The sequence below is a fragment of the Modestobacter sp. VKM Ac-2979 genome, from assembly GCF_026967995.1.
Taxonomy (GTDB): Bacteria; Actinomycetota; Actinomycetes; order Mycobacteriales; family Geodermatophilaceae; genus Modestobacter.
On record NZ_JAPVBO010000002.1, the window covers coordinates 82,369 to 101,130 of the forward strand.

The following is an 18,762-nucleotide window of genomic DNA, read 5'->3' on the forward strand; positions in this document are numbered from 1 at the left end:
CGTGCGCCCCGGGGAGCTCGCCCAGCGAGCCGAGGTGACCGGCCCGCCCGCCGGCGAGGACGACGAGGTGCGCTCGCTGCGGGAGGACGTGCTGCAGCTGGCCCGGACCCTCCCCGGGGACCTGCGCCGGCTCACCGTGCGCAACGGGGACAGCTCGATCGAGATCGAGTGGGCCACCGAGGACCGTCCGCCCGCCGACGGCGCCGGCGTCGCCGGGCCGCGCGGCCTCACGCTCGCCGCGGACCCCTCCCCCGACACCGACGTGCCGGCGGACCTCACCGCCGTCCACGCCCCCCTGGTCGGCACGTTCTACGCGGCGCCGGCCCCGGACGCCGGGCCCTTCGTCCGGGTCGGCGACGAGGTCGAGGCCGGTCAGACGCTCGGGATCGTCGAGGCGATGAAGCTGATGAACCCGATCGTCGCCGACGAGGCGGGCGTGGTCGCCGAGGTCGTCGTCGGGGACGCCGAGTCGGTGGAGTACGGCCAGGTGCTGATGTACCTGCGCTGCGACGGGGGCCCGCGGTGATCAGCCGGCTGCTCATCGCCAACCGCGGGGAGATCGCCGTCCGCATCGCGCGGGCCTGCCGGGAGCTGGGCATCGAGGTGGTCGCCGCCTGCTCCACCCCCGACCGGGACTCCGCGGTGGTGGAGATGGCCGACGAGAGCGTCCACATCGGACCGGCCGCACCGCGGCACAGCTACCTGCACGTGCCCAACCTCATCGAGGCGGCACTGCGCACCGGCGCGGACGCCGTGCACCCCGGGTACGGCTTCCTCTCCGAGGACCCCGACTTCGCCGAGATCTGCGACAAGGAGGGCCTCACCTTCGTCGGCCCGCCGCCGGAGGTCATGCAGCAGATGGGCAACAAGGCGACGGCGCGGCGGCTGATGGCCGACGCCGGGCTGCCACTGCTGCCCGGGGTCGTCGAACCGGTCCGGACGGCGGACGAGGGCCGCGCCATCGCCGACGCGATCGGCTACCCGGTGATCATCAAGGCCGTCGCCGGCGGGGGCGGCCGCGGGATGACGGTGGTGACCTCGCCCGCGGAGTTCGCCGAGGCGTTCACCAGCACGCGGGCGGTCGCCCGGGCGGTCTTCCGCGACCCGACGGTCTACGTGGAGCGCTACCTGACCCGGGCCCGGCACGTGGAGGTCCAGGTCCTCTGCGACGCCCACGGCTCCGGGATCTCCCTCGGCGAGCGCGACTGCTCGCTCCAGCGGCGGCACCAGAAGCTGCTGGAGGAGGGCCCGGCCGGTCACCTCTCCCCCGAGCAGCGGGAGGAACTGGGCGCCCTGGCCGTGCGTGGGGCGCTCTCGGTCGGCTTCACCGGGGCCGGCACCGTGGAGTTCCTCGTCGACGAGGCGGGCGCGTACTTCATGGAGATGAACGCGCGGATCCAGGTCGAGCACCCGGTCACCGAGATGCTCACCGGGGTCGACCTGGTCCGCGAGCAGCTGCTGGCCGCCAGCGGCCGACGTCTGCAGCTGCGCCAGGAGGACGTCGTCCCGCGCGGGGCCGCGGTCGAGTGCCGGATCAACGCCGAGGACCCCACCCGCGGCTTCGCCCCCGCACCCGGGCACCTCGACGTGCTGCGCCCCCCGGGCGGCCCGTGGACCCGGTTCGACACCGGCTACCGCCAGGGCGACGACGTGAGCCCGCACTACGACTCACTGCTCGGCAAGCTCGTCGTCTGGGCTCCGGACCGGGACCAGGCGATCCGGCGGATGGACCGCGCGCTGGCCGAGCTGCGGGTCGAGGGCCCGGGCCTGCGCACCACCGTCGGCCTGCACCGCGCCCTGCTGCGCCACCCCGACGTGCGCGCCGACTGCCACGACATCGAGTTCCTCGACCGCGCACTGCCCGACCTGCTCGTGCAGTCGGCGGCCCTCGCCGAGAGCTCGACCACGGGGCTGCCCGTCCCGCACGGCCCCCTCCAACTCGTCCCGGCACCTGAGCAGCACCGGCCGGGACCGCCCGTCCCCGTCCCCGTCCCGTCCCGTCCCGTCCCTGGAAGGAACACCGCCATGTCCGACCCCGCCATGACCAACGCCCCGTTCACCCTCACCGACCTGATGGACCTGCTGACGGAGAAGGCCGGCCTCCCGCCGGAGTCGCGCACCACCGACCCCGACGCCCACTTCTCCGACATCGGGCTGGACTCGCTGGCCTTCCTCTCGATGCAGACCGAGCTGCACGACCGGTTCGGCATCGAGATGCCCGACGACGACGCAGAGCGCTACACGCTCGGCGACATCGTCGCGACCGTCTCCGCGGCCCAGTCCCAGCCGGCCTGACGAAGGGCCCCGTCCACCTCCCGCCGCGCGAGCTCGGCGCGAGCCCCTGGACGGGGCCGAACCCCACCGCCACATCCCCTCGACCACCGGAGGACCCAGATGAGCACGCCCGAGAACGACGGCCGGACCGTCGGCCACACCGACAACTCGATCTTCATCGACGCCGGCATCGACCACGTCTGGACGATGACCAACGACCTGCCGTCGTGGCCGGACCTGTTCACCGAGTACGCCGAGGTGGAGGTGCTCGCGCACACCGGCTCGACCTTCCGGTTCCGGCTGAAGATGCACCCGGACGAGAGCGGCCGGGTGTGGAGCTGGGTCTCCGAACGGACCCTGGACGAGGAACGGCACGAGGTGGTGGCGCACCGGGTCGAGCCCGGCCCGTTCGAGTTCATGGACATCCGCTGGAGCTACGCACCGGAGGGCGCGGGCACCCGGATGCGGTGGGTGCAGGACTTCCGGATGCGCCCGGAGGCCCCCATCGACACCGCCGGCATGACCGAGCGGATCGACGCCAACAGCAAGATCCAGATGGCGGTCATCCGGGACAAGGTCGAGGCGGCCGCCCGGCATCCGGAGCCGGCGCGGTGACCGGCCCGCGCACCGGGGCGGCCGTCGTCCTGCCGGGCGAGTGGACGGCCGCACCCGGTGCCCTGGAGGCGTGGCTGCCCGACCCGGCCGCCCGGGACGTCGTGGCCGAGGCCTCCGACGTGCTGGGTCGGGACGTCGTCGCGTGGTGGGGCGACCCGCTCAACCTGCACGACCCGGCGGTCGCCCACCTGGCGGCCCTCGTCGTCGGTGTGGCGGGCTGCCGCAGCCTCGCCTCCGCCGGCCTGCAGCCGGTCGCCGTCGCCGGGCACGGCGTCGGCGAGTACGCGGCCCTGGTGGCTGCGGGCGCCCTCCGGCTGGACCAGGTGGTCGACCTCGTCGACTGCCGGGCCGAGATGCTGGCCCACGGCCCGCGCCCGTCCACCGCGGGCATGGCCGCCGTCGTCGGGCCGGGCGCCGGCGAGGTCGCCCAGGCGGTGGTCGCGGACCTGGGGACCACCTCGGGTCTGGCGATCGCCGCGTACGACGGGCCGTCCCAGGTGGTGCTCTCCGGCTGGTGCCCCGAGCTGGCCCACGCCCGGGAGGTCGTCGTCGCCGCCGGCCTGGACCTGGTCCGGCTGCCGGGGCGGGCCGCCGGCCACGGTCCGCTGGTGCAGTCGATCGCCGATCGCCTGGCGCCCTCGTTCGACGAGCTGGACTGGTCCGTCCCGGACGTGCCCGTGCTGTCCAACGTCGACGCCCGGCCCTCCCGCGACCCGGAGCACCTGGCCCGGTGCCTGCAGGAGCACCTCACGTCACCGGTGCAGTGGGAGGCCACCGCACACGCCCTGGTGGCGGACGCGGGGGCGACCTGGGTCGTCGAGGTCGGCGCCGTCCCGACCCTGGGCCCGCTGATCCGCCAGGTCCACCCCGGCCTCCCGGTCCTCCTGGCCACCGGTCCGGGCCTGCCCGGCCCGGACCCCCATGCCGAACACGCGCTCACCGGCGCAGCCCCCAGCAGAGGAGAGAGATGACCACCATCCAGCACCCCACGACGAAGGTGCGGTGCGGACCCACCGTGTCCCGCTCGGACGCGGCCCCCAACCGCCGGCGCGGCGGTGACATCCGGGTGCTGCTCTCGCCGACCAGCGTGGGCGCCACCGCCGGCTTCATGGGCACCCTGACCCTCGAGCCGGGCGAGGTCGTGACCGAGCACTGGCACCCGTACTCGGAGGAGTTCCTGTACTGCGTCTCCGGCGACGTGCTGGTGACGCTGGACGGTGAGCAGCGCCGACTGGGCGGCGAGTCGGCGCTGCACATCCCGATCGGCGTGCGGCACCGGATCGTCAACGACGGCCCGGAGTCGGCGTTCTTCGTCTTCCTCGCCGGCCCGCTGGCCCCACGCCCCGAGCTGGGCCATGTCGACACCGAGCCCTCCCCGGGCTCGATGGGCGTCCGGTGAGCACGACCGGGCGCCGGGTGGTCATCACCGGCATCGGCGTGGTGGCACCCGGCTCGATGGGCCGCGAGGGGTTCTGGGAGATGATCACCGCCGGCCGGACGGCGACCCGGCGGATCACCTTCTTCGACCCCAGCCGCTTCCGCTCCCAGGTCGCCGCCGAGGTCGACTTCGACGGGCGGAAGCTGGGCCTGACCGCCCACGAGGTGTTCCGCAACGACCGCTTCGTGCAGATGGCGATGGTCGCCGCCGACGAGGCGGTCGCCGACAGCGGGCTGGCGCTCGGCGGCGGTGTCGAGGCCACCGACCCGGACCGGGTGGGCGTCGTCCTCGGCAGCGCGGTCGGGGCCACCATGCGACTGGAGGACGAGTACGTCGCGGTCAGCGACGCCGGCACGCACTGGCTGGTCGACCCGCAGTACGCCTCGCGGTTCCTGCACCACGCGCTGGTGCCCAGCTGCGGGGCGACCGAGCTGGCGGTGCGCTTCGGCGCCTCGGGGCCGGCCACCGTGGTCTCCACCGGCTGCACGTCGGGCATCGACGCCGTGGGGTACGGCAGCCAGATGATCGAGGACGGTGACGCCGACGTCGTCATCGCCGGGGCCAGCGACGCCCCGATCTCGCCGATCTCGATGGCCTGCTTCGACACGATCCGGGCCACCACCGGCAACAACGACGACCCCGAGCACGCCGCCAAGCCCTTCGACGCCCGCCGGGACGGGTTCGTGATGGGCGAGGGCTCCGCGGTGCTGGTGCTGGAGGAGCTCGAGCACGCCCGCCGGCGGGGCGCGGAGGTGTACTGCGAGGTCAGCGGCTACGCCAACCGCTGCAACGCCCACCACATGACCGGGCTGCGCCCCGACGGGGTGGAGATGGCCGAGGCGATCCGGCTGGCCCTGGACCAGGGCCGGATCGACGCCGACGAGGTGGGCTACGTCAACGCACACGGCTCGGGCACCAAGCAGAACGACCGGCACGAGACGGCCGCGGTGAAGCTCAGCCTCGGCCCGACCGCCCAGCAGGTCTCGATGAGCTCGATCAAGTCGATGATCGGCCACTCGCTGGGCGCCATCGGCTCGATCGAGATCGCTGCCACCGCACTGGCGGTGCAGCGCGGCGTGGTGCCGCCGACGGCGAACTACGAGGTGCCCGACCCCGAGTGCGACCTGGACTACGTGCCCAACACCGCGCGGGAGCAGAAGGTCGACGTCGCGCTGTCGGTGGGCAGCGGCTTCGGCGGCTTCCAGTCCGCGATCGTGCTGGCCCACCCGACGAGGAGGACCCCATGACCGGGCTGGCCGTCACCGGGATCGGCGTGGTCGCGCCGACCGGCGTGGGCGTGGAGGCGCACTGGTCCTCCCTGGTGCGCGGCGAGCCGGCCATCCGGCCGATCGTCGGCTTCGACCCGGCGCAGTACGGCGTCTCGCTGGCCGGGCAGGTGACCGGCTTCGTCCCGGCCGACCACGTCGACCCCCGGCTCATGGTGCAGACCGACCGCTGGACCTGGATGTCGCTGGCGGCGGCCACGCTCGCGGCGCAGGACGCCGGGTACACCGCACCCGAGGACGCCTACGCGACCTCGGTGTTCCTGGCCGCGGGCTCCGGCGGCAACGAGTTCAGCCAGCACGAGATCCAGGGGCTGTGGGCCAAGGGGCCCAAGTCGGTCGGCGCCTACCAGTCGATCGCCTGGTTCTACGCGGCCAGCACCGGCCAGATCTCCATCCGGGACGGCTACAAGGGCCCCTCGGGTGTGGTGGTGAGCGAGGGCGCGGGTGGGCTGGACAGCATCGGCTGGGCCCGCCGCGTCGTGCGCCGCGGCACCCCTGCGGTGCTGGTCGGGGGCACCGAGGCCGGGGTGACCCCCTACGCCCTGCTCTGCCAGGCGACCAGTGGGCGGCTGTCCACGGCGACGGCCCCCGAGGACGCCTACAAGCCCTTCGACCGGCGGGCCTCGGGCCACGTCGTCGGCGAGGGCGGGGCGATCCTGCTGGTCGAGGAGCCCGGCGCCGCCCGGGCCCGCGGGGTGGAACGGGTGTGGGGCGAGGTGGTCGGCCACGGCGCCACGCACGACGCCCACCACCACGCCGACCCCGCACCGGACGCCCGGCAGTACGCCCGGGCCATCCAGCTCTCCCTCGCCGACGCCGGGATCACCCCGGACGAGGTGGACCTGGTCCTCGCCGACGCGGCCGGGGTGCCGGAGCTGGACGCCCTCGAGCTGGAGGCGCTGCAGCGCGTGTTCGGCGGGCGCGCCGACCCGGTGCCGGTGACCGCGCCGTCGTCCTTCACCGGACGGCTGATGGCCGGTGGCTCGGCGCTCAACGTGGCCACCGCCCTGCTGGCCATGCGGGACGGGATCGTGCCCGGCACCGCGTACCTCGACGACCCGGTCGACGCCCCCGGGCTCGACCTCGTCCAGCACAGCCGGGCCCAGCAGGTCGAGACGGCCGTCGTCCTCGCCCGGGGGCTCGGCGGCTTCAACAGCAGCCTGGTGCTGCGCCGGCCCACCGAGGAGAGGACGTCATGACGACGTTGGAGGACGCGGCTCCCACCACCGCCGCCGAGCCGGGCGGTGCGGTCCGCACCCTGCTGCGGATGCGGGTGCGGGAGGGCTGCGAGGCGCAGTTCGAGGAGGCGTGGCGCACGGCGGCGGTCCAGATCGCCGGGGAACCGGGCAACGTCAAGCAGGAGCTGATGCGGGACGCCGACGACGCACGCACCTTCCTGATCGTCGGCGAGTGGGCCGACCGGGCGGCGGCGGACGCGTTCGGCCGGTCCGCCGCCCGGGAGGCGCTGACCGCCTCGCTCCGGGACCTGCGGGAGGACGCCGACCGCAGCACCTACGAGATCCGCTACGGCATCGCCGGCGGCGAGCAGGCCTCGCACGTCCGGGTGGACATCAGCACCCGGGTGGCCCCGGGTGAGGAGGAGGCGTTCGAGCGGGCCTACGCCGTCGTCACCGACCGACTGCGCGGGACGCCGGGCCTGATCCGGGAGGAGCTGCTCCGCGAACCGGGCTCGGACATCTTCCACATCTTCGCCGAGTGGGAGTCCGACCAGGACTTCCGCAACTGGGTGGACGACCCCTCGCACGCCGACCAGAGCGGGCCGCTGATCCGCTGGCTGTCGGTCTTCTTCGAGCGCAAGCTCTACGAGATCCGCTTCCGCCCGCAGGAGGCCGGGGTCCGCGGCGTCCGGGCCACCCGTCCCGCACCGGCCCCGGCGGCGCCGGAGACCACCAGCGTGCCGGCACCCCGGGCCGAGCCGGCGGTCGCGGCCGCTCCCCCGCCGGTGGACGTCCCGACCCGCACCGCGTGCGAGGTGCTGGTGGTCGGCGCGGGCCCGACCGGGCTGACCGCGGCGATCGAGCTGGCCCGGCGCGGGATCGCCGTCCGGGTGGTGGACAAGCGTGCCCAGCCGGCCGCCCAGGCGGACAAGGCCATCGGCGTGCACTGCCGGACGATGGAGATCTGGGAGGACCAGGGCATCGTCACCGAGGCGATGGACGCCGGCAGCTGGCTGCACGGGCAGACGGTGTTCGTCAACGGGAAGCAGACCCACCAGGTCGACTGGTCCGGCCTGGAGGAGCTGCCCTACGCCCACCTCGGGCTGCCGCAGTACGAGACCGAGCGGATCCTCGGGGACCGGCTGACCTCCCTCGGCGTCCCGGTCGACCGGGGGGTCGAGGTCACCGGGTTCAGCCAGGACGACGACGGGGTGACCGCCGAGCTGGTGGACGCGGCGGGCAACCGGTCGAGCACCCGCGCGCAGTACCTGATCGGCGCCGACGGGTCCGGCAGCGTGGTGCGGGAGCAGCTCGGGCTCACCTTCGACGGTGGCCTGTCGATGTTCCCGCAGCTGTTCATGCTCGGGGACGTCGACGTCGACTGGGAGATGCCGCCGGGCCACCTGGTGCGCTGGGTGCGGATCGAGGAGGACGGCGACTTCACCGGGATGCTGGTGTGCGTGCCGCTCAAGGGCGCCCACCGCTACCGGGTGGCGACGCTGGCCCCGCAGCGGCTGCAGAAGACGATCGGCAGCGGGGTGGTGCCGCCCGGGTTCTGGAAGGAGTACGACCCGCCGGGACTGGCCGACATCCAGGCCGCGATCGACGACCTCGGCCCGGCCGGGACGACGGCGAGCAACCTGCGCTGGTCGTCGATCTTCCGGGTCAAGCACGGCATCGTCGACCGGTACCGCACCGGCCGGGTGTTCGTCGCCGGGGACGCCGCCCACCTGCACCCGCCGGCCGGGGGCCAGGGCATGAACACCGGCATCCAGGACGCCTGGAACCTGTCCTGGAAGGTGGCCCTGGCCGTCCGCGGGCAGGCCTCCCCCGGGCTGCTGGACAGCTACGAGGCCGAGCGCCGGCCCGCCGGCAAGGCCATCGTCGACCGCGCCGTGGCCATCGCGTTCACCGACGAGATGGACATGGACGACGAGCGGGCGCAGTTCCTGCTCGAGATGCAGATGACGATGAACTACGCCGGCAGCCCGCTGGTCGGGGAGTCGGGCGGGTCGGCGGCGTTCACCGGTGGGCCGCAGCCCGGGCACCGGGCACCGGACGTGCTGGGGCTGCGCCGGTTCGGCGTCGCGCACGACCTGCGGCTGTTCGAGCTGACCCGGGGCACGCGCGCGACGCTGCTGCTGTCCGCCGGTGAGGGCGTCGGGGCCGAGGAGCTGCGCGCGCTGGAGGAGCTGGCCGCGTCGGTCCGGCAGGACACCGGGGGGCAGGTGCGGCCGTACCTGATCGCCGGCCCGGACGTCGCCGTCCCACCGCTGGTCGACCTGCCGGTGCTCCGGGACGCGCGGGGCGCCTACGCCGCCGCGTACGGCACCGCCGGCGCCGGGACGGCGGCGTACCTGGTGCGGCCCGACGGGCACGTCGGCTTCCGCACCCGGCCGGTGAGCGAGCCGGCGCTGCGCGAGCACCTGGCGGGGGTGTTCGCCGGCTGAGGCACCCGCGCGGTCGGCCTGCCGGCAGGCCGGCCGCGCCGGGTCCGGGAAACACGGAGTTCACCGGCGGGCGTCTTCCGGTGGAGGTATCTCAGCACTAAGATAACTCGGCATGAGCTCACGCCGGGTCCGCATCGGGATCGACACGGGCGGCACCTTCACCGACGTGGTCGCCGTCGACGAGGAGACCGGGGAGGTCGCGACCACCAAGACGCCGTCCACGCCGGGCGACCCGGCGGACGGCTTCCTCGCCGGCGTGCAGAAGGTGCTGGGCCAACTGGGCCTGGACGGGTCGGCGGTGACCGCGGTCAGCCACGGGACGACGGTCGCCACCAACCAGCTGCTCGAGGGGAAGCTGGACCGGATCGGGTTCATCACCACAGAGGGCTACGAGTCGGTGCTGGAGATCGCCCGGCAGTCGGTGCCCGACGGCTACGGCAACAGCTACTTCTGGGTCAAGCCGCCGCGGATCGTGCCGGCCGACCTGGTCCGCACCGTGGGCGGCCGGCTGGACGTCACCGGCGCCGAGGTGCGGCCCTTCTCCCGCGAGGACGCCGTCGCGGCCGCCCGGTTCTTCAAGGACGCCGGGATCACCACGATCGGCGTCTGCTTCCTGCACTCCTACGCGAACGACGCGCACGAGCGGGCAATGCTCGACGTGCTCCACGTGGAACATCCGGGCGCCGTGGTGTCGATCAGCTCCCAGGTGCTGCGCGAGTACCGCGAGTACGAGCGCTCGGTGACCACCCTGGTCGACGCCGCGGTGAAGCCCAAGGTCGGCGCCTACGTCAGCAACATCCGCCGCCGCCTCGACGAGATCGCCCCCGCCGTCCCCTTCTACGTGATGAAGAGCAACGGCGGCGTGCTCAGCGCCTCCGAGGTGGTGCACCAGCCGATCACCACGATGCTCTCCGGCCCTGCCGCGGGTGCGCTGGGCGCGGCACTGATCGCCGGTACCGCGGGCTTCGACCGGGTGCTCACCTGCGACGGCGGCGGCACCTCCACCGACGTCACCGTGGTGATCGACGGCGAGCCGACGCTGACCACCGAGGGCTCGGTCGGCGACTACCCGTCCAAGATCCCGATGATCGACGTCGTCACCGTCGGCGCCGGCGGCGGCTCGATCGCCTGGCTGTCGCCGGAGGGCACGCTCAAGGTCGGGCCGAAGTCGGCCGGGGCCGACCCGGGCCCGATCTGCTACGACAACGGCGGCGAGCAGCCGACGGTCACCGACGCGCACGTCGTCCTCGGCCGGATCCCCCCGCACCTGCTGGGCGGGGAGATCCCGCTGTCGGCGGACGCCGCCCGGGCCGGGCTGGAGCAGCTCGGCGGGAAGCTGGGGCTGACGGTCGAGGCGCTGGCCACCGGGATCCTGGAGATCTCGGCGTGGAACCAGGCCAACGCGCTGCGCCAGGTCACCGTCGCCCGCGGCCTCGACGTCCGCGACTTCACCCTCACCACCTTCGGCGGCTCCGGCTCGCTGCTGGCCTGCCGGCTGATGGACGTGCTGGGGCTGCCGCGCACCCTGGTGCCGCCGAACCCGGGCAACGTCAGCGCCTTCGGGCTGCTGACCGTCGACGTCCGCAACGACTACGTGCAGACGATGGTCGCCCGGCACGCCGACGTCTCCCCCGCCACCCTGGCCACCGCCTTCGCCGAGCTCGAGGGGCAGGCCGAGGTCGCCCTGGACGGCGAGGGCTTCGCGCGCAGCGAGCAGCGGATGCAGCGCACCGCCGACCTGCGCTACGTCGGCCAGGCGTTCGAGGTGCGCGTGCCGGTCGGCGACGGGGAGCTGGACGACGCGGCGATCGACGCCGTCGCCACCGCCTTCCACGCGGCGCACCACCAGCTCTACGGCTACGACTTCGCCACCGACCCGCGGCAGGCCGTGGAGTGGGTGAACCTGCGGGTGAGCGGGATCGGGCCGATCCGCCGTCCGGAGATCGTCGAGCCGGCGCCGTCCGACCGCGACGCGCGCCGCGGCACCCGTCCGGTGTTCTTCGACGAGTGGGTCGAGGCCCCGCTGTACTGGCGGCCCGACCTCTCCCCCGGCGACGTCGTCGCCGGCCCGGCGATCGTCGAGGAGTTCGGCTCCACCGTCCCGGTGCACCCCGGCTTCTCCGCCACCGTCGACCGTTTCGGCAACCTGCTGCTCACCAAGGAGACCGCCCGATGAACCACCACGATGGCCATCCTGGTGGCACGGACGCCGCCGACCCGGTGCTGGTGGAGATCGTCGCCGGCACGCTGGCCGCGATCGAGAAGGAGGTGGAGACGTCGATCGGGCGGACCTCCCGCTCCCCGATGATCCGGGACGCGCACGACTTCCGGGCCGGCATCCACGACCGGCAGCTGCGCAAGCTCACCGGCCGCTCGTACTCCGCGCTGGTGCAGCCGGTGGTCCGCGACCACCCGATCGACACCATGAACCCCGGCGACGTCTACTTCCACAACGACGTCTACCTCTCCGAGGGCGGGATCGGCCACCTGCCCGACCTGTGCGTGACGGTCCCGGTCTTCGCCGACGTCGAGGGGGCCCCGACCGTGGTCGCCTTCATCCAGGCGTTCGGCCACCACGACGACATCGGCGGCGCGGTGCCGGGCTCCATGCCGTCGGCGGCCACCAGCGTGTTCGAGGAGGGCCTGATGGTCCCCCCGATCAAGCTGTGGGACCGCGGCGTCCGCAACGACGCCGCACTGACGATCATGACCCGCAACTCGCGGATGCCCGACTCGCTCGCCGCCGACCTGGACGCCGAGTGCTCGGCCTGCCTGGCCGGCGCGCGCCGGCTCGGTGAGCTGTTCGACCGGTACGGCGTCGAGGCGGTCGAGGCGTGCTTCGAGTCGATCCTGAGCAGCTCGACCGAGGTGTACCGGCGCGAGATCCTGTCCCAGATCCCGGACGGCTCCTACGTCTGGGAGGACTACGCCGAGCACGACGGCGTCGACGAGCCCCAGCTGCACCGGCAGCGGATCACGCTGACCATGGACTCCACGAAGGACGTCCCGCTGGTCATCGACTTCACCGGCACCGGCCCGCAGGCGAAGGGCCCGATCAACCACTGCGGCGACTACGCCGACGGCAACTTCCTGAAGAAGTGGCTGGCGCCGATCCTGCGCAACCTGGCCGAGTCGCCGGAGCGGATGGCACAGCTGGACGTCAACGAGGGCGTCGTCCCGCTGATCGAGATGAGGTTCCCGGAGAAGGGGACGCTGCTCACCCCGATCTTCCCGGCGCCCACCAACGCCCGGACGTTCGTGATCCTGCGGCTGCTCGGCGTGCTGGCCGGGGTGCTGGCCAAGGCCACGGGCGGCCGGATGCCCGCCGACCAGGAGACGATCCGGTACACCGGCGTCTACGGCACCGACGCCAACGGCGAGCCGTACCTGATGCGCGAGGTGCTCGGCGGCGGCTCCGGCGGGCGGTACTACGCCGACGGCGAGGACACCATCCACGTCGTCCCGGACTCCCGGAACCTGCCCACCGAGTTCACCGAGTCCCGCTTCCCGCTGCGGATCGAGCGGCTGGCGCTGGCGAAGGACTCCGGCGGCCCGGGCCGGTACCGCGGCGGCTGCGGGTACGAGAAGGACATCCGGGTGCTGCGCGACGCGCACTTCATGTCCATCGCCGACCGGTCGATCCTGTCCTGCTGGGGCGTGAAGGGCGGCAGGGCCGGGCGGCCGTTCTCGATCACCGTCGACCCGGGCGGACCCGACGAGCACGAGGTCGACGCGCTGGCCGACGCCGAGCCGCTGAAGGCCGGCACCGTCGTGCGGGTGCGGACGACGGGCGGCGGCGGCTGGGGCGACCCGCTGGACCGGCCGGTCGACGAGGTGCTGCGGGACATCTCCTGGCACAAGGTCAGCGTCGCCGGCGCCCGCGACGACTACGGCGTGGTGCTCCGGGACGACGGCACGGCCGACGAGGCGGCGACGGCCAAGTTGCGCGAGGAGCTCCGCGCGGCCCGCCCGGAGGTGCAGCCGTTCTTCGACCGCGGCCCCGGCTACGCGCTGCTCTCCGGCGGCGAGTCGCACAACGAGTTCGACCTGCTCTGAAGGAGGACCCCGGCTGGCCGGTACCGGCCGGCCGGGGCAGGCTCGGCCGTGATGAGCGAGAGCGAGCACGAGACCGATCAGCCCAACCTGCACCCCGGCCAGTACGACGAGGGCGGCACCGGCGGCATGGCCACCCGTGAGCTGCAGGCCCGGCACGCCGACGACGAGGACGGCGACCGGGAGCACGGCTGACGAGGAAGCGGACCGGGCCGCACCGCGCGCCCCGTCACGTGTTGGCGTCGAGTTCTCGCCGGTGGGCATGCCGTGGCCGGCTGTGGCAATCACTGTGGTGTCCGGAACCTGCGGCGGGCGTCCCGCGCCCGGCTCGACGAGAGGAACCACCGTGCAGCAGCACACCCGTCCCATCGCGAAGCTCTGCCTCGCCGGCATCCTGGCCGTTGCGCCCCTCACCCTGGCGGCCTGCGGCAACGAAGGCTCCGGCGACGACTCCGCCGCCGGAGAGTCGGCCTCCGACAGGGTGCGGAGCGCCGGGGACCTGCTGGAGGAACGAGAGGGGGAGGACGGCGAGGCCGACGCCGGGGACGACGCGGACGCCGGTTACAACGGCAGCTACGACTCCGGGTTCCCCGAGCAGGCGAGTGCCCTCGTGGGCGAGGAGGTGACCGTGTCGGCGACCGTGGACCAGGTGGTCGACCCGAACTCCTTCTCCATCACCGGCATCGAGGAGACCTCCGCCGAGCCGCTGCTCGTCGTGGGCTCGGACATCGCCGGCGTCCTCGAGGAGGGGCAGGTCCTCCTCGTCACCGGGACCGTGCAGAGCGGGTTCGACGAGGCCGCCGTCGAGGAGGAGCTGGGCCTGGACCTGACCGACGACGGCTACACCGACTTCGCGGGCCAGGAGTACATCGTCGCCGACAGCGTCGACATCCAGGTGCCGGCCGAGCAGGAGTGACCCACCCGGGCACCGCGCGACCTCGTGCGGTGCCCGGGCGGGCAGCGCACGGTCGAGCCGGGTGGCCGGCGCCGGTCGTGCGGCGCACCCTCCACCGTGCTGGACGCGACCGAGCACCGGACCGGCCGGTCAGCCGGCCCGCCGCCCGAGCCACCGCCGGCGGCGGGGTGACGGCGCCGGCTCCGGCGCCGCGGGCCCGGGGACGACGACCGGGCGGCTGAGCCGCCACTCGGCGACCATCTCCTCGACGTCCGGCATCCCGACGGCGATCCACGGCCCGTCGACCGGCTGCCGGTAGTACCGGTCGACCCGGGCGACGTGCGCCTCGACGACCGCGCGGGCCAGCTCCTCGGTGGGCTGCCGGGCGACCCGGGCGGGCAGCTCCTCGCGCTCCTTCCGCAGGGCCAGCCCCGTGGGCATGATCGCGGCGACGTCGGCCTCTTCCCGCCGCGCCCACTCCAGCGCCCACTCGTAGGTGGTCTTCTCCCGGTCCCGCCGGGGCAGCGGCTTGCCGGCGCCGGCCAGCCCCTCCAGGTCTCCCCGCTCGCGGGCCTGCGCGATCTGGTGCTCGACCCAGCTCTCGAACGACACACCTTCCGGCTTGCGTTCCGTCATCGGCGTCCTCCTCCGCGCTCCTCTGCCAGTCTGGGCCGCATGCGGACGACGGGCACCCGAGAGGTCTACCGGAACCCATGGCTCCGGCTGCGCGAGGACGCCATCGAGCTGGACGACGGATCGCCGGGCGTCTACTCCGTCGTCGAGCGGCCGCACTTCGGCCTGGTCATCGCTGCCGAGCGGGACGGCTTCTGGCTGGTCGAGCAGTTCCGCCACCCGCTGGGCCGCCGCTCCTGGGAGTTCCCACAGGGCACCTGGTCGGCGGGCGGGACCGGGACGGCGGAGGAGCTGGCCCGCGCCGAGCTGGCCGAGGAGACCGGGCTGAGGGCGGCCCGGCTGAGCCACCTCGGGCACCTGGACCTGGCGCCGGGGCTCACGACCCAGGAGTTCGACGTCTGGCTGGCCGAGGGGCTGACGCCCGGCCCCACCGCCCGCGAGGCGACCGAGGCCGACATGCGCTCGGCGTTCGTCCCCGAGGCCCAGCTCCGGGCGATGGTGCGCGACGGCCGGTTCACCGACGGCCCCTCGCTGGCCGCCTACAGCCTGCTGCTGCTCGCCCGAGGACAGGCAGAGGAGTGAACCGCGCCCCGGCCGGGAACCGAGGAGCCATGGACGAACCTGCCCCCAACGTCGAGGTCACGGTCACCACACACGACGCGGAGTCCGCCGAGATCACGGTCGTCGGCGAACTGACCGAGCACGCCCGCCGACCGTTGGTGCGCGAGATGACCGACCTGATGCTGGCCGGTGCCACGCTGAAGCAGGTCCGGGTCGACCTGTGCGAGGTCACCTTCATGAACTCGGCCGGGATGGCGACGCTGGTGCAGTTGCAGCGGATGGCCCAGCCCCGGGGCATCGACACCCCGCTCGTGGTGCACACCGCCGCCGTCGCCCGCCCCCTGCAGCTCAGCGGCCTGTGGCGGCGCTTCACCATCGTCGACCGCCGTGACGGCCACCCGGAGGAGGTGCACGAGGCCACCCCGCACGGCCACGACCACAGCTGACCGCGCTCCCGCCGGCTCCGCTCGTTTGCTGCAGGCCTCACCGGGCACCTCCCTCCGGGCCACCATCAGCTTCGAGCCAGGAGGTCTCATGTCCCGCTCCACCCGTCCCCGGACCGTCCGCCGCGCCTTCGCTGCGTTCGCCATCGCCGCCGCGTCGTTGACGACGGCCGCCTGCGGAGACGACGTCGTCGACGACGGTGTCGAGCAGGAGGTGGACGAGGGCGTCGGCGAGGTGGAGCAGGAGCTCGACGAGGACACCGAGGGCTGACCCCAGCGCGACGGCCGGTTCGGCCGGGGTCCGCCGGACGATCAGTCCGGTGAACCCCGGCGGAGGCGAGGTCGGATCAGCTGGGGTCGGGCGTGCCGCCGGGCACGCGGCCCAGGCTGATCAGCCAGCGGCGCAGCAACCCGGCCAGCTGCGTGCGCTCCTCGGGCGAGAGGGCCGCCAGCATGTCGCGCTCGGTCTCCAGGTGGTCCGGCAGCGCCGTGTCCAGCGCCGTCCGCCCGGCGTCGGTCAGGGTGACCACGACGGCCCGCCCGTCGGCCTCGCTGCGGCCCCGGGTGATCAGGCCCCTCTCCTCCAGCCGGTCCAGCCGCTGGGTGATGGCGCCGGAGGTGACCAGGGCGGTCCGCATCAGCGCGGTCGGGGTCAGCTGGTAGGGCTCCCCCGCCCGGCGGAGCGCCGCGAGGACGTCGAAGGACGGCGCATCGAGCCCGTGCCGGGCGAAGGTGGCCCGCTGGGCGAGGAAGACCTCCCGCTGCAGCTGGCTGATCCGGCCGATGACGCCCATCGGCGAGCAGTCCAGGTCCGGCCGCTCCTGCGCCCACTGCGCCAGGATCACGTCCATCGCGTCCCCGGCCGTCCCGTTCCCGTCCTGGGCGCGCGCCGGGTCGTCCAGCAGGTCGCTCACGGCGCCGGCTCCCCAGGGCGCGGCAGGTCGGCGAGGTGCTCGGCGAAGGTGCGCGGCGGGCGGCCGAGCAGGCCGGTGAGCACCCGCGGACTGCCGACGAAGCCGTGCGCCCGGTAGTGGTCGAACATGGTGCGCTGGCAGCGGGCCGCATACCCGGTGGGGACCTCGCCCCCGGGGATGACGTCGTCGGCGACGACCTCGTCATCGAGCCACTCGCCGATCAGCTCGGCCAGCCGCGGTGCGGTCAGTGCCTCCGGACCGGCCGCCTCGAAGGTCCCGCCGTCCAGGCCGTCCTCGGTGAGCAGCACGGCTGCGGCCTCCGCCACGTCCCGCAGGTCGACCACGGACTGCGCCGTCCGCAGGCCCCAGAAGCTGCGGAGCACCCCGCTGGTCTGCGCCGCCTCGAGCTGGGTGTCCAGGTTGTCGGCGTAGGAGCAGGGCTGCAGCACCCGCCACGACGCCAACCCGCTGCTGTCGAGGGCCTCCTCCGCCAGGTCCTTGCCGGCGTGGTGCGGCATGACCCGCAGCTGCGGGCGCATCACCGAGTGGTAGACGACCCGGGGCAGCCCGGCCCGGCGGGCCTCGGCGAACAGCGCCGCCGCACCCTCGGCCTCGTCCGGGTCGAAGTTCGGCCAGATGAGGTACATGGCGTCCGCGCCCCGGAACACCGAGGACCAGGCCATCGGCGAGGTCAGCTCCGCGACGACCACCTCGGCGCCGAGCTCGGTCAGCTCCGGCCGGGGGCCTCGGCTGGAGACCACGGCGCGCACCGACTCCCCCCGGGCACGCAGCGCACGCACGACCGCCGTCCCCGTGGGCCCACCGGCCGCAGTCACCACGATCACACCGGACACCTTAGTTCTGAGAGACCGGTCCGGCCGGTCACCGTGCCCACGAGGGGCGGACGGAGCACCGGATGCGCGCGTCGGCCGACCCCGGGTCGCTGCGGCTCAGCGCAGCGGTGAGCTCAGCCGGACGGTCAGGCCGTCGGGCCCGGGGAGCAGGTCGACGTGGTCCCAGAGCTTGCGGGCCAGCCACAGGCCCATGCCTCCCTGGGAGAGGTCGTCCCCGTGCGCGGGCTGGAAGCCGGCGAGCGGGTCGGCGAACCCCGTGCCGCAGTCGGTGATGGTGCAGACCACCCGGTCGGCCGAGGCCCAGACCCGGGCCGACACCGGCGGCGTGCCGTGCCGGAACGCGTTGGCCGCCATCTCGCTGACCGCCAGGTGCAGGTCGGCGCCCTGGTCGTGGTCGGGGACGCAGGTGGCCAGCACCGCGGCCAGCTGGTGCCGCAGGGTGCCCAGTGACCGCGCTCCGTCGACGGCGAACAGGGGCGGACCGTCCTCCATCGGCTCGCGCGGCAGCGGCAGCGCCGGCAGGTACTGCGCCGGCGGCAGGTAGCCGGCGCTCGCCACCCGGACGCCGTCGACGAGCAGGTGGGGATGTGTCTGCCCGGCGCTCGCGACGACGTCGGGCGACAGCTGCCGCTGGTCGTAGACGCACAACGCGTCGAGCGGCTGGGCGGCGAGCAGGTCGTTCACCACCGACTCGTAGCGCTGCCCCTCCCGCCACGTGCGAGGTTCCGGGCCGAAGTCCGGTGTGCCCAGGACCCGGAGCGAGCCCGACGCCGACGCGGCGGCCCGTTCGAGCAGTTGACGGGTGGCGAGGACGGCGTCCGGGGCACGGGCGCCGCGCATCGAGACGCGGGGATCGCTGAGGAGCTGGGTGTCCCGGGCCCCCACCGCCGAGCGCAGCAGCTCGGCCGTCTCCTCCGCGCAGGACAGCACCGTCACGTCCCCGGCGGCGAGGCCGGCCTCCAGCCACGGGACGGCGTTCTGGAGCAGCGCGTCGTCGGAGCCGCACACGAGCGCCGTGTGGCCGCGCGTCCGCTCGGGCCCGGAGCCCGGATCGTCGTCGCGGGCGCGCGGCACCGAGCGCGCGACACGAGCTCCGAGAACGGACACGACACCTCTCGACCGACGGTGGACCCTGGAGACTGCTGGCATTGTCAATCACCCACCCCAG

Annotated in this window: 19 protein-coding genes; 15 read left to right on the plus strand and 4 right to left on the minus strand. The window is 74.1% G+C overall.

All coding sequences use genetic code 11. From position 1 onward, the window contains the following. Nucleotide 1: 1 nt before the first annotated feature. The 12 genes from O2W15_RS04880 (at nucleotide 2) to O2W15_RS04935 (ending at nucleotide 14,210) form a co-directional block, all read left to right on the plus strand. Nucleotides 2-526 carry an acetyl-CoA carboxylase biotin carboxyl carrier protein gene (locus O2W15_RS04880; protein ID WP_269163970.1) on the plus strand — a complete coding sequence of 175 codons (525 nt, stop codon included), beginning with the start codon at nucleotides 2-4 and terminating at the stop codon, nucleotides 524-526. Next, nucleotides 523-2,295, plus strand: a complete 1,773-nt coding sequence (locus tag O2W15_RS04885) for an ATP-binding protein (protein ID WP_269178592.1) — start codon at nucleotides 523-525, stop codon at nucleotides 2,293-2,295. Before O2W15_RS04880 ends, O2W15_RS04885 begins: the two co-directional genes overlap by 4 nt. Nucleotides 2,296-2,394: 99 nt before the next feature. Then, entirely contained in the window at nucleotides 2,395-2,889 is a 495-nt protein-coding gene (locus O2W15_RS04890) for an SRPBCC family protein (protein ID WP_269163973.1), read from the plus strand. After that, nucleotides 2,886-3,860 (plus strand): ACP S-malonyltransferase, encoded by a 975-nt coding sequence (locus O2W15_RS04895; RefSeq protein WP_269178593.1) that lies wholly within the window; start codon nucleotides 2,886-2,888, stop codon nucleotides 3,858-3,860. The genes O2W15_RS04890 and O2W15_RS04895 overlap by 4 nt, the downstream gene beginning before the upstream one ends. Continuing rightward, entirely contained in the window at nucleotides 3,857-4,288 is a 432-nt protein-coding gene (locus tag O2W15_RS04900) for a cupin domain-containing protein (RefSeq protein ID WP_269178594.1), read from the plus strand. The genes O2W15_RS04895 and O2W15_RS04900 overlap by 4 nt, the downstream gene beginning before the upstream one ends. Next, entirely contained in the window at nucleotides 4,285-5,574 is a 1,290-nt protein-coding gene (locus O2W15_RS04905) for a beta-ketoacyl-[acyl-carrier-protein] synthase family protein (RefSeq protein WP_269163976.1), read from the plus strand. The genes O2W15_RS04900 and O2W15_RS04905 overlap by 4 nt, the downstream gene beginning before the upstream one ends. After that, the gene (locus O2W15_RS04910; RefSeq protein ID WP_269178595.1) at nucleotides 5,571-6,812 is read left to right on the plus strand and encodes a beta-ketoacyl synthase N-terminal-like domain-containing protein; all 1,242 of its coding nucleotides are present in this window, start codon (nucleotides 5,571-5,573) and stop codon (nucleotides 6,810-6,812) included. The genes O2W15_RS04905 and O2W15_RS04910 overlap by 4 nt, the downstream gene beginning before the upstream one ends. Beyond that, nucleotides 6,809-9,241, plus strand: coding sequence for an FAD-dependent oxidoreductase (locus O2W15_RS04915; RefSeq protein WP_269178596.1), 2,433 nt, complete (start codon nucleotides 6,809-6,811; stop codon nucleotides 9,239-9,241). Before O2W15_RS04910 ends, O2W15_RS04915 begins: the two co-directional genes overlap by 4 nt. 112 nt (nucleotides 9,242-9,353) lie before the next feature. Next, nucleotides 9,354-11,417: a hydantoinase/oxoprolinase family protein gene (locus O2W15_RS04920; RefSeq protein ID WP_269178597.1), complete on the plus strand. Its 2,064-nt coding sequence runs from the start codon at nucleotides 9,354-9,356 to the stop codon at nucleotides 11,415-11,417. Next, on the plus strand, nucleotides 11,414-13,297 hold the full coding sequence (locus O2W15_RS04925; protein WP_269178598.1) for a hydantoinase B/oxoprolinase family protein: 1,884 nt from the start codon (nucleotides 11,414-11,416) through the stop codon (nucleotides 13,295-13,297). The genes O2W15_RS04920 and O2W15_RS04925 overlap by 4 nt, the downstream gene beginning before the upstream one ends. Nucleotides 13,298-13,348: 51 nt before the next feature. Beyond that, nucleotides 13,349-13,489, plus strand: a complete 141-nt coding sequence (locus O2W15_RS04930; RefSeq protein WP_269163981.1) for a hypothetical protein — start codon at nucleotides 13,349-13,351, stop codon at nucleotides 13,487-13,489. 151 nt (nucleotides 13,490-13,640) lie between these two features. Continuing rightward, nucleotides 13,641-14,210 carry a hypothetical protein gene (locus tag O2W15_RS04935; RefSeq protein WP_269163982.1) on the plus strand — a complete coding sequence of 190 codons (570 nt, stop codon included), beginning with the start codon at nucleotides 13,641-13,643 and terminating at the stop codon, nucleotides 14,208-14,210. A 129-nt stretch (nucleotides 14,211-14,339) separates the two neighbouring features. Here O2W15_RS04935 and O2W15_RS04940 read toward each other — a convergent pair whose 3' ends face one another. Beyond that, nucleotides 14,340-14,825: a J-domain-containing protein gene (locus O2W15_RS04940; protein WP_269178599.1), complete on the minus strand. Its 486-nt coding sequence runs from the start codon at nucleotides 14,823-14,825 to the stop codon at nucleotides 14,340-14,342. A 39-nt stretch (nucleotides 14,826-14,864) separates the two neighbouring features. On the opposite strand from O2W15_RS04940, the gene O2W15_RS04945 reads away from it, so the two are divergent. From O2W15_RS04945 to O2W15_RS04955, 3 genes are all read left to right on the plus strand, one after another. Continuing rightward, entirely contained in the window at nucleotides 14,865-15,404 is a 540-nt protein-coding gene (locus tag O2W15_RS04945) for an NUDIX domain-containing protein (protein ID WP_269178600.1), read from the plus strand. Nucleotides 15,405-15,433: 29 nt separating this feature from the next. Next, on the plus strand, nucleotides 15,434-15,829 hold the full coding sequence (locus O2W15_RS04950; protein WP_269163985.1) for an STAS domain-containing protein: 396 nt from the start codon (nucleotides 15,434-15,436) through the stop codon (nucleotides 15,827-15,829). Between the two features lie 88 nt (nucleotides 15,830-15,917). After that, complete coding sequence (locus O2W15_RS04955; RefSeq protein WP_269163986.1) at nucleotides 15,918-16,097, plus strand: hypothetical protein; 180 nt, start codon at nucleotides 15,918-15,920, stop codon at nucleotides 16,095-16,097. A 76-nt stretch (nucleotides 16,098-16,173) separates the two neighbouring features. On the opposite strand, the gene O2W15_RS04960 is transcribed toward O2W15_RS04955, so the two are convergent. From O2W15_RS04960 to O2W15_RS04970, 3 genes are all read right to left on the minus strand, one after another. Beyond that, on the minus strand, nucleotides 16,174-16,740 hold the full coding sequence (locus tag O2W15_RS04960; protein WP_269163987.1) for a MarR family winged helix-turn-helix transcriptional regulator: 567 nt from the start codon (nucleotides 16,738-16,740) through the stop codon (nucleotides 16,174-16,176). Further along, nucleotides 16,737-17,585 carry an SDR family oxidoreductase gene (locus O2W15_RS04965; protein WP_269163988.1) on the minus strand — a complete coding sequence of 283 codons (849 nt, stop codon included), beginning with the start codon at nucleotides 17,583-17,585 and terminating at the stop codon, nucleotides 16,737-16,739. Before O2W15_RS04965 ends, O2W15_RS04960 begins: the two co-directional genes overlap by 4 nt. A gap of 105 nt (nucleotides 17,586-17,690) precedes the next feature. Next, a complete protein-coding gene (locus O2W15_RS04970; RefSeq protein WP_269178601.1) occupies nucleotides 17,691-18,602 on the minus strand; it encodes a sensor histidine kinase in 912 nt (303 codons plus the stop codon). Nucleotides 18,603-18,762 lie beyond the last annotated feature (160 nt).

Excerpts from the sequence above, each read along its gene's own strand:
- O2W15_RS04890 (WP_269163973.1), top strand. The coding sequence starts at position 2,395 with ATGAGCACGCCCGAGAACGACGGCCGGACCGTCGGCCACACCGACAAC.
- O2W15_RS04900 (WP_269178594.1), top strand. The coding sequence starts at position 3,857 with ATGACCACCATCCAGCACCCCACGACGAAGGTGCGGTGCGGACCCACC.
- O2W15_RS04910 (WP_269178595.1), top strand. The coding sequence starts at position 5,571 with ATGACCGGGCTGGCCGTCACCGGGATCGGCGTGGTCGCGCCGACCGGC.
- O2W15_RS04915 (WP_269178596.1), top strand. The coding sequence starts at position 6,809 with ATGACGACGTTGGAGGACGCGGCTCCCACCACCGCCGCCGAGCCGGGC.
- O2W15_RS04920 (WP_269178597.1), top strand. The coding sequence starts at position 9,354 with ATGAGCTCACGCCGGGTCCGCATCGGGATCGACACGGGCGGCACCTTC.
- O2W15_RS04925 (WP_269178598.1), top strand. The coding sequence starts at position 11,414 with ATGAACCACCACGATGGCCATCCTGGTGGCACGGACGCCGCCGACCCG.
- O2W15_RS04930 (WP_269163981.1), top strand. The coding sequence starts at position 13,349 with ATGAGCGAGAGCGAGCACGAGACCGATCAGCCCAACCTGCACCCCGGC.
- O2W15_RS04940 (WP_269178599.1), bottom strand. The coding sequence starts at position 14,825 with ATGACGGAACGCAAGCCGGAAGGTGTGTCGTTCGAGAGCTGGGTCGAG.
- O2W15_RS04945 (WP_269178600.1), top strand. The coding sequence starts at position 14,865 with ATGCGGACGACGGGCACCCGAGAGGTCTACCGGAACCCATGGCTCCGG.
- O2W15_RS04950 (WP_269163985.1), top strand. The coding sequence starts at position 15,434 with ATGGACGAACCTGCCCCCAACGTCGAGGTCACGGTCACCACACACGAC.
- O2W15_RS04955 (WP_269163986.1), top strand. The coding sequence starts at position 15,918 with ATGTCCCGCTCCACCCGTCCCCGGACCGTCCGCCGCGCCTTCGCTGCG.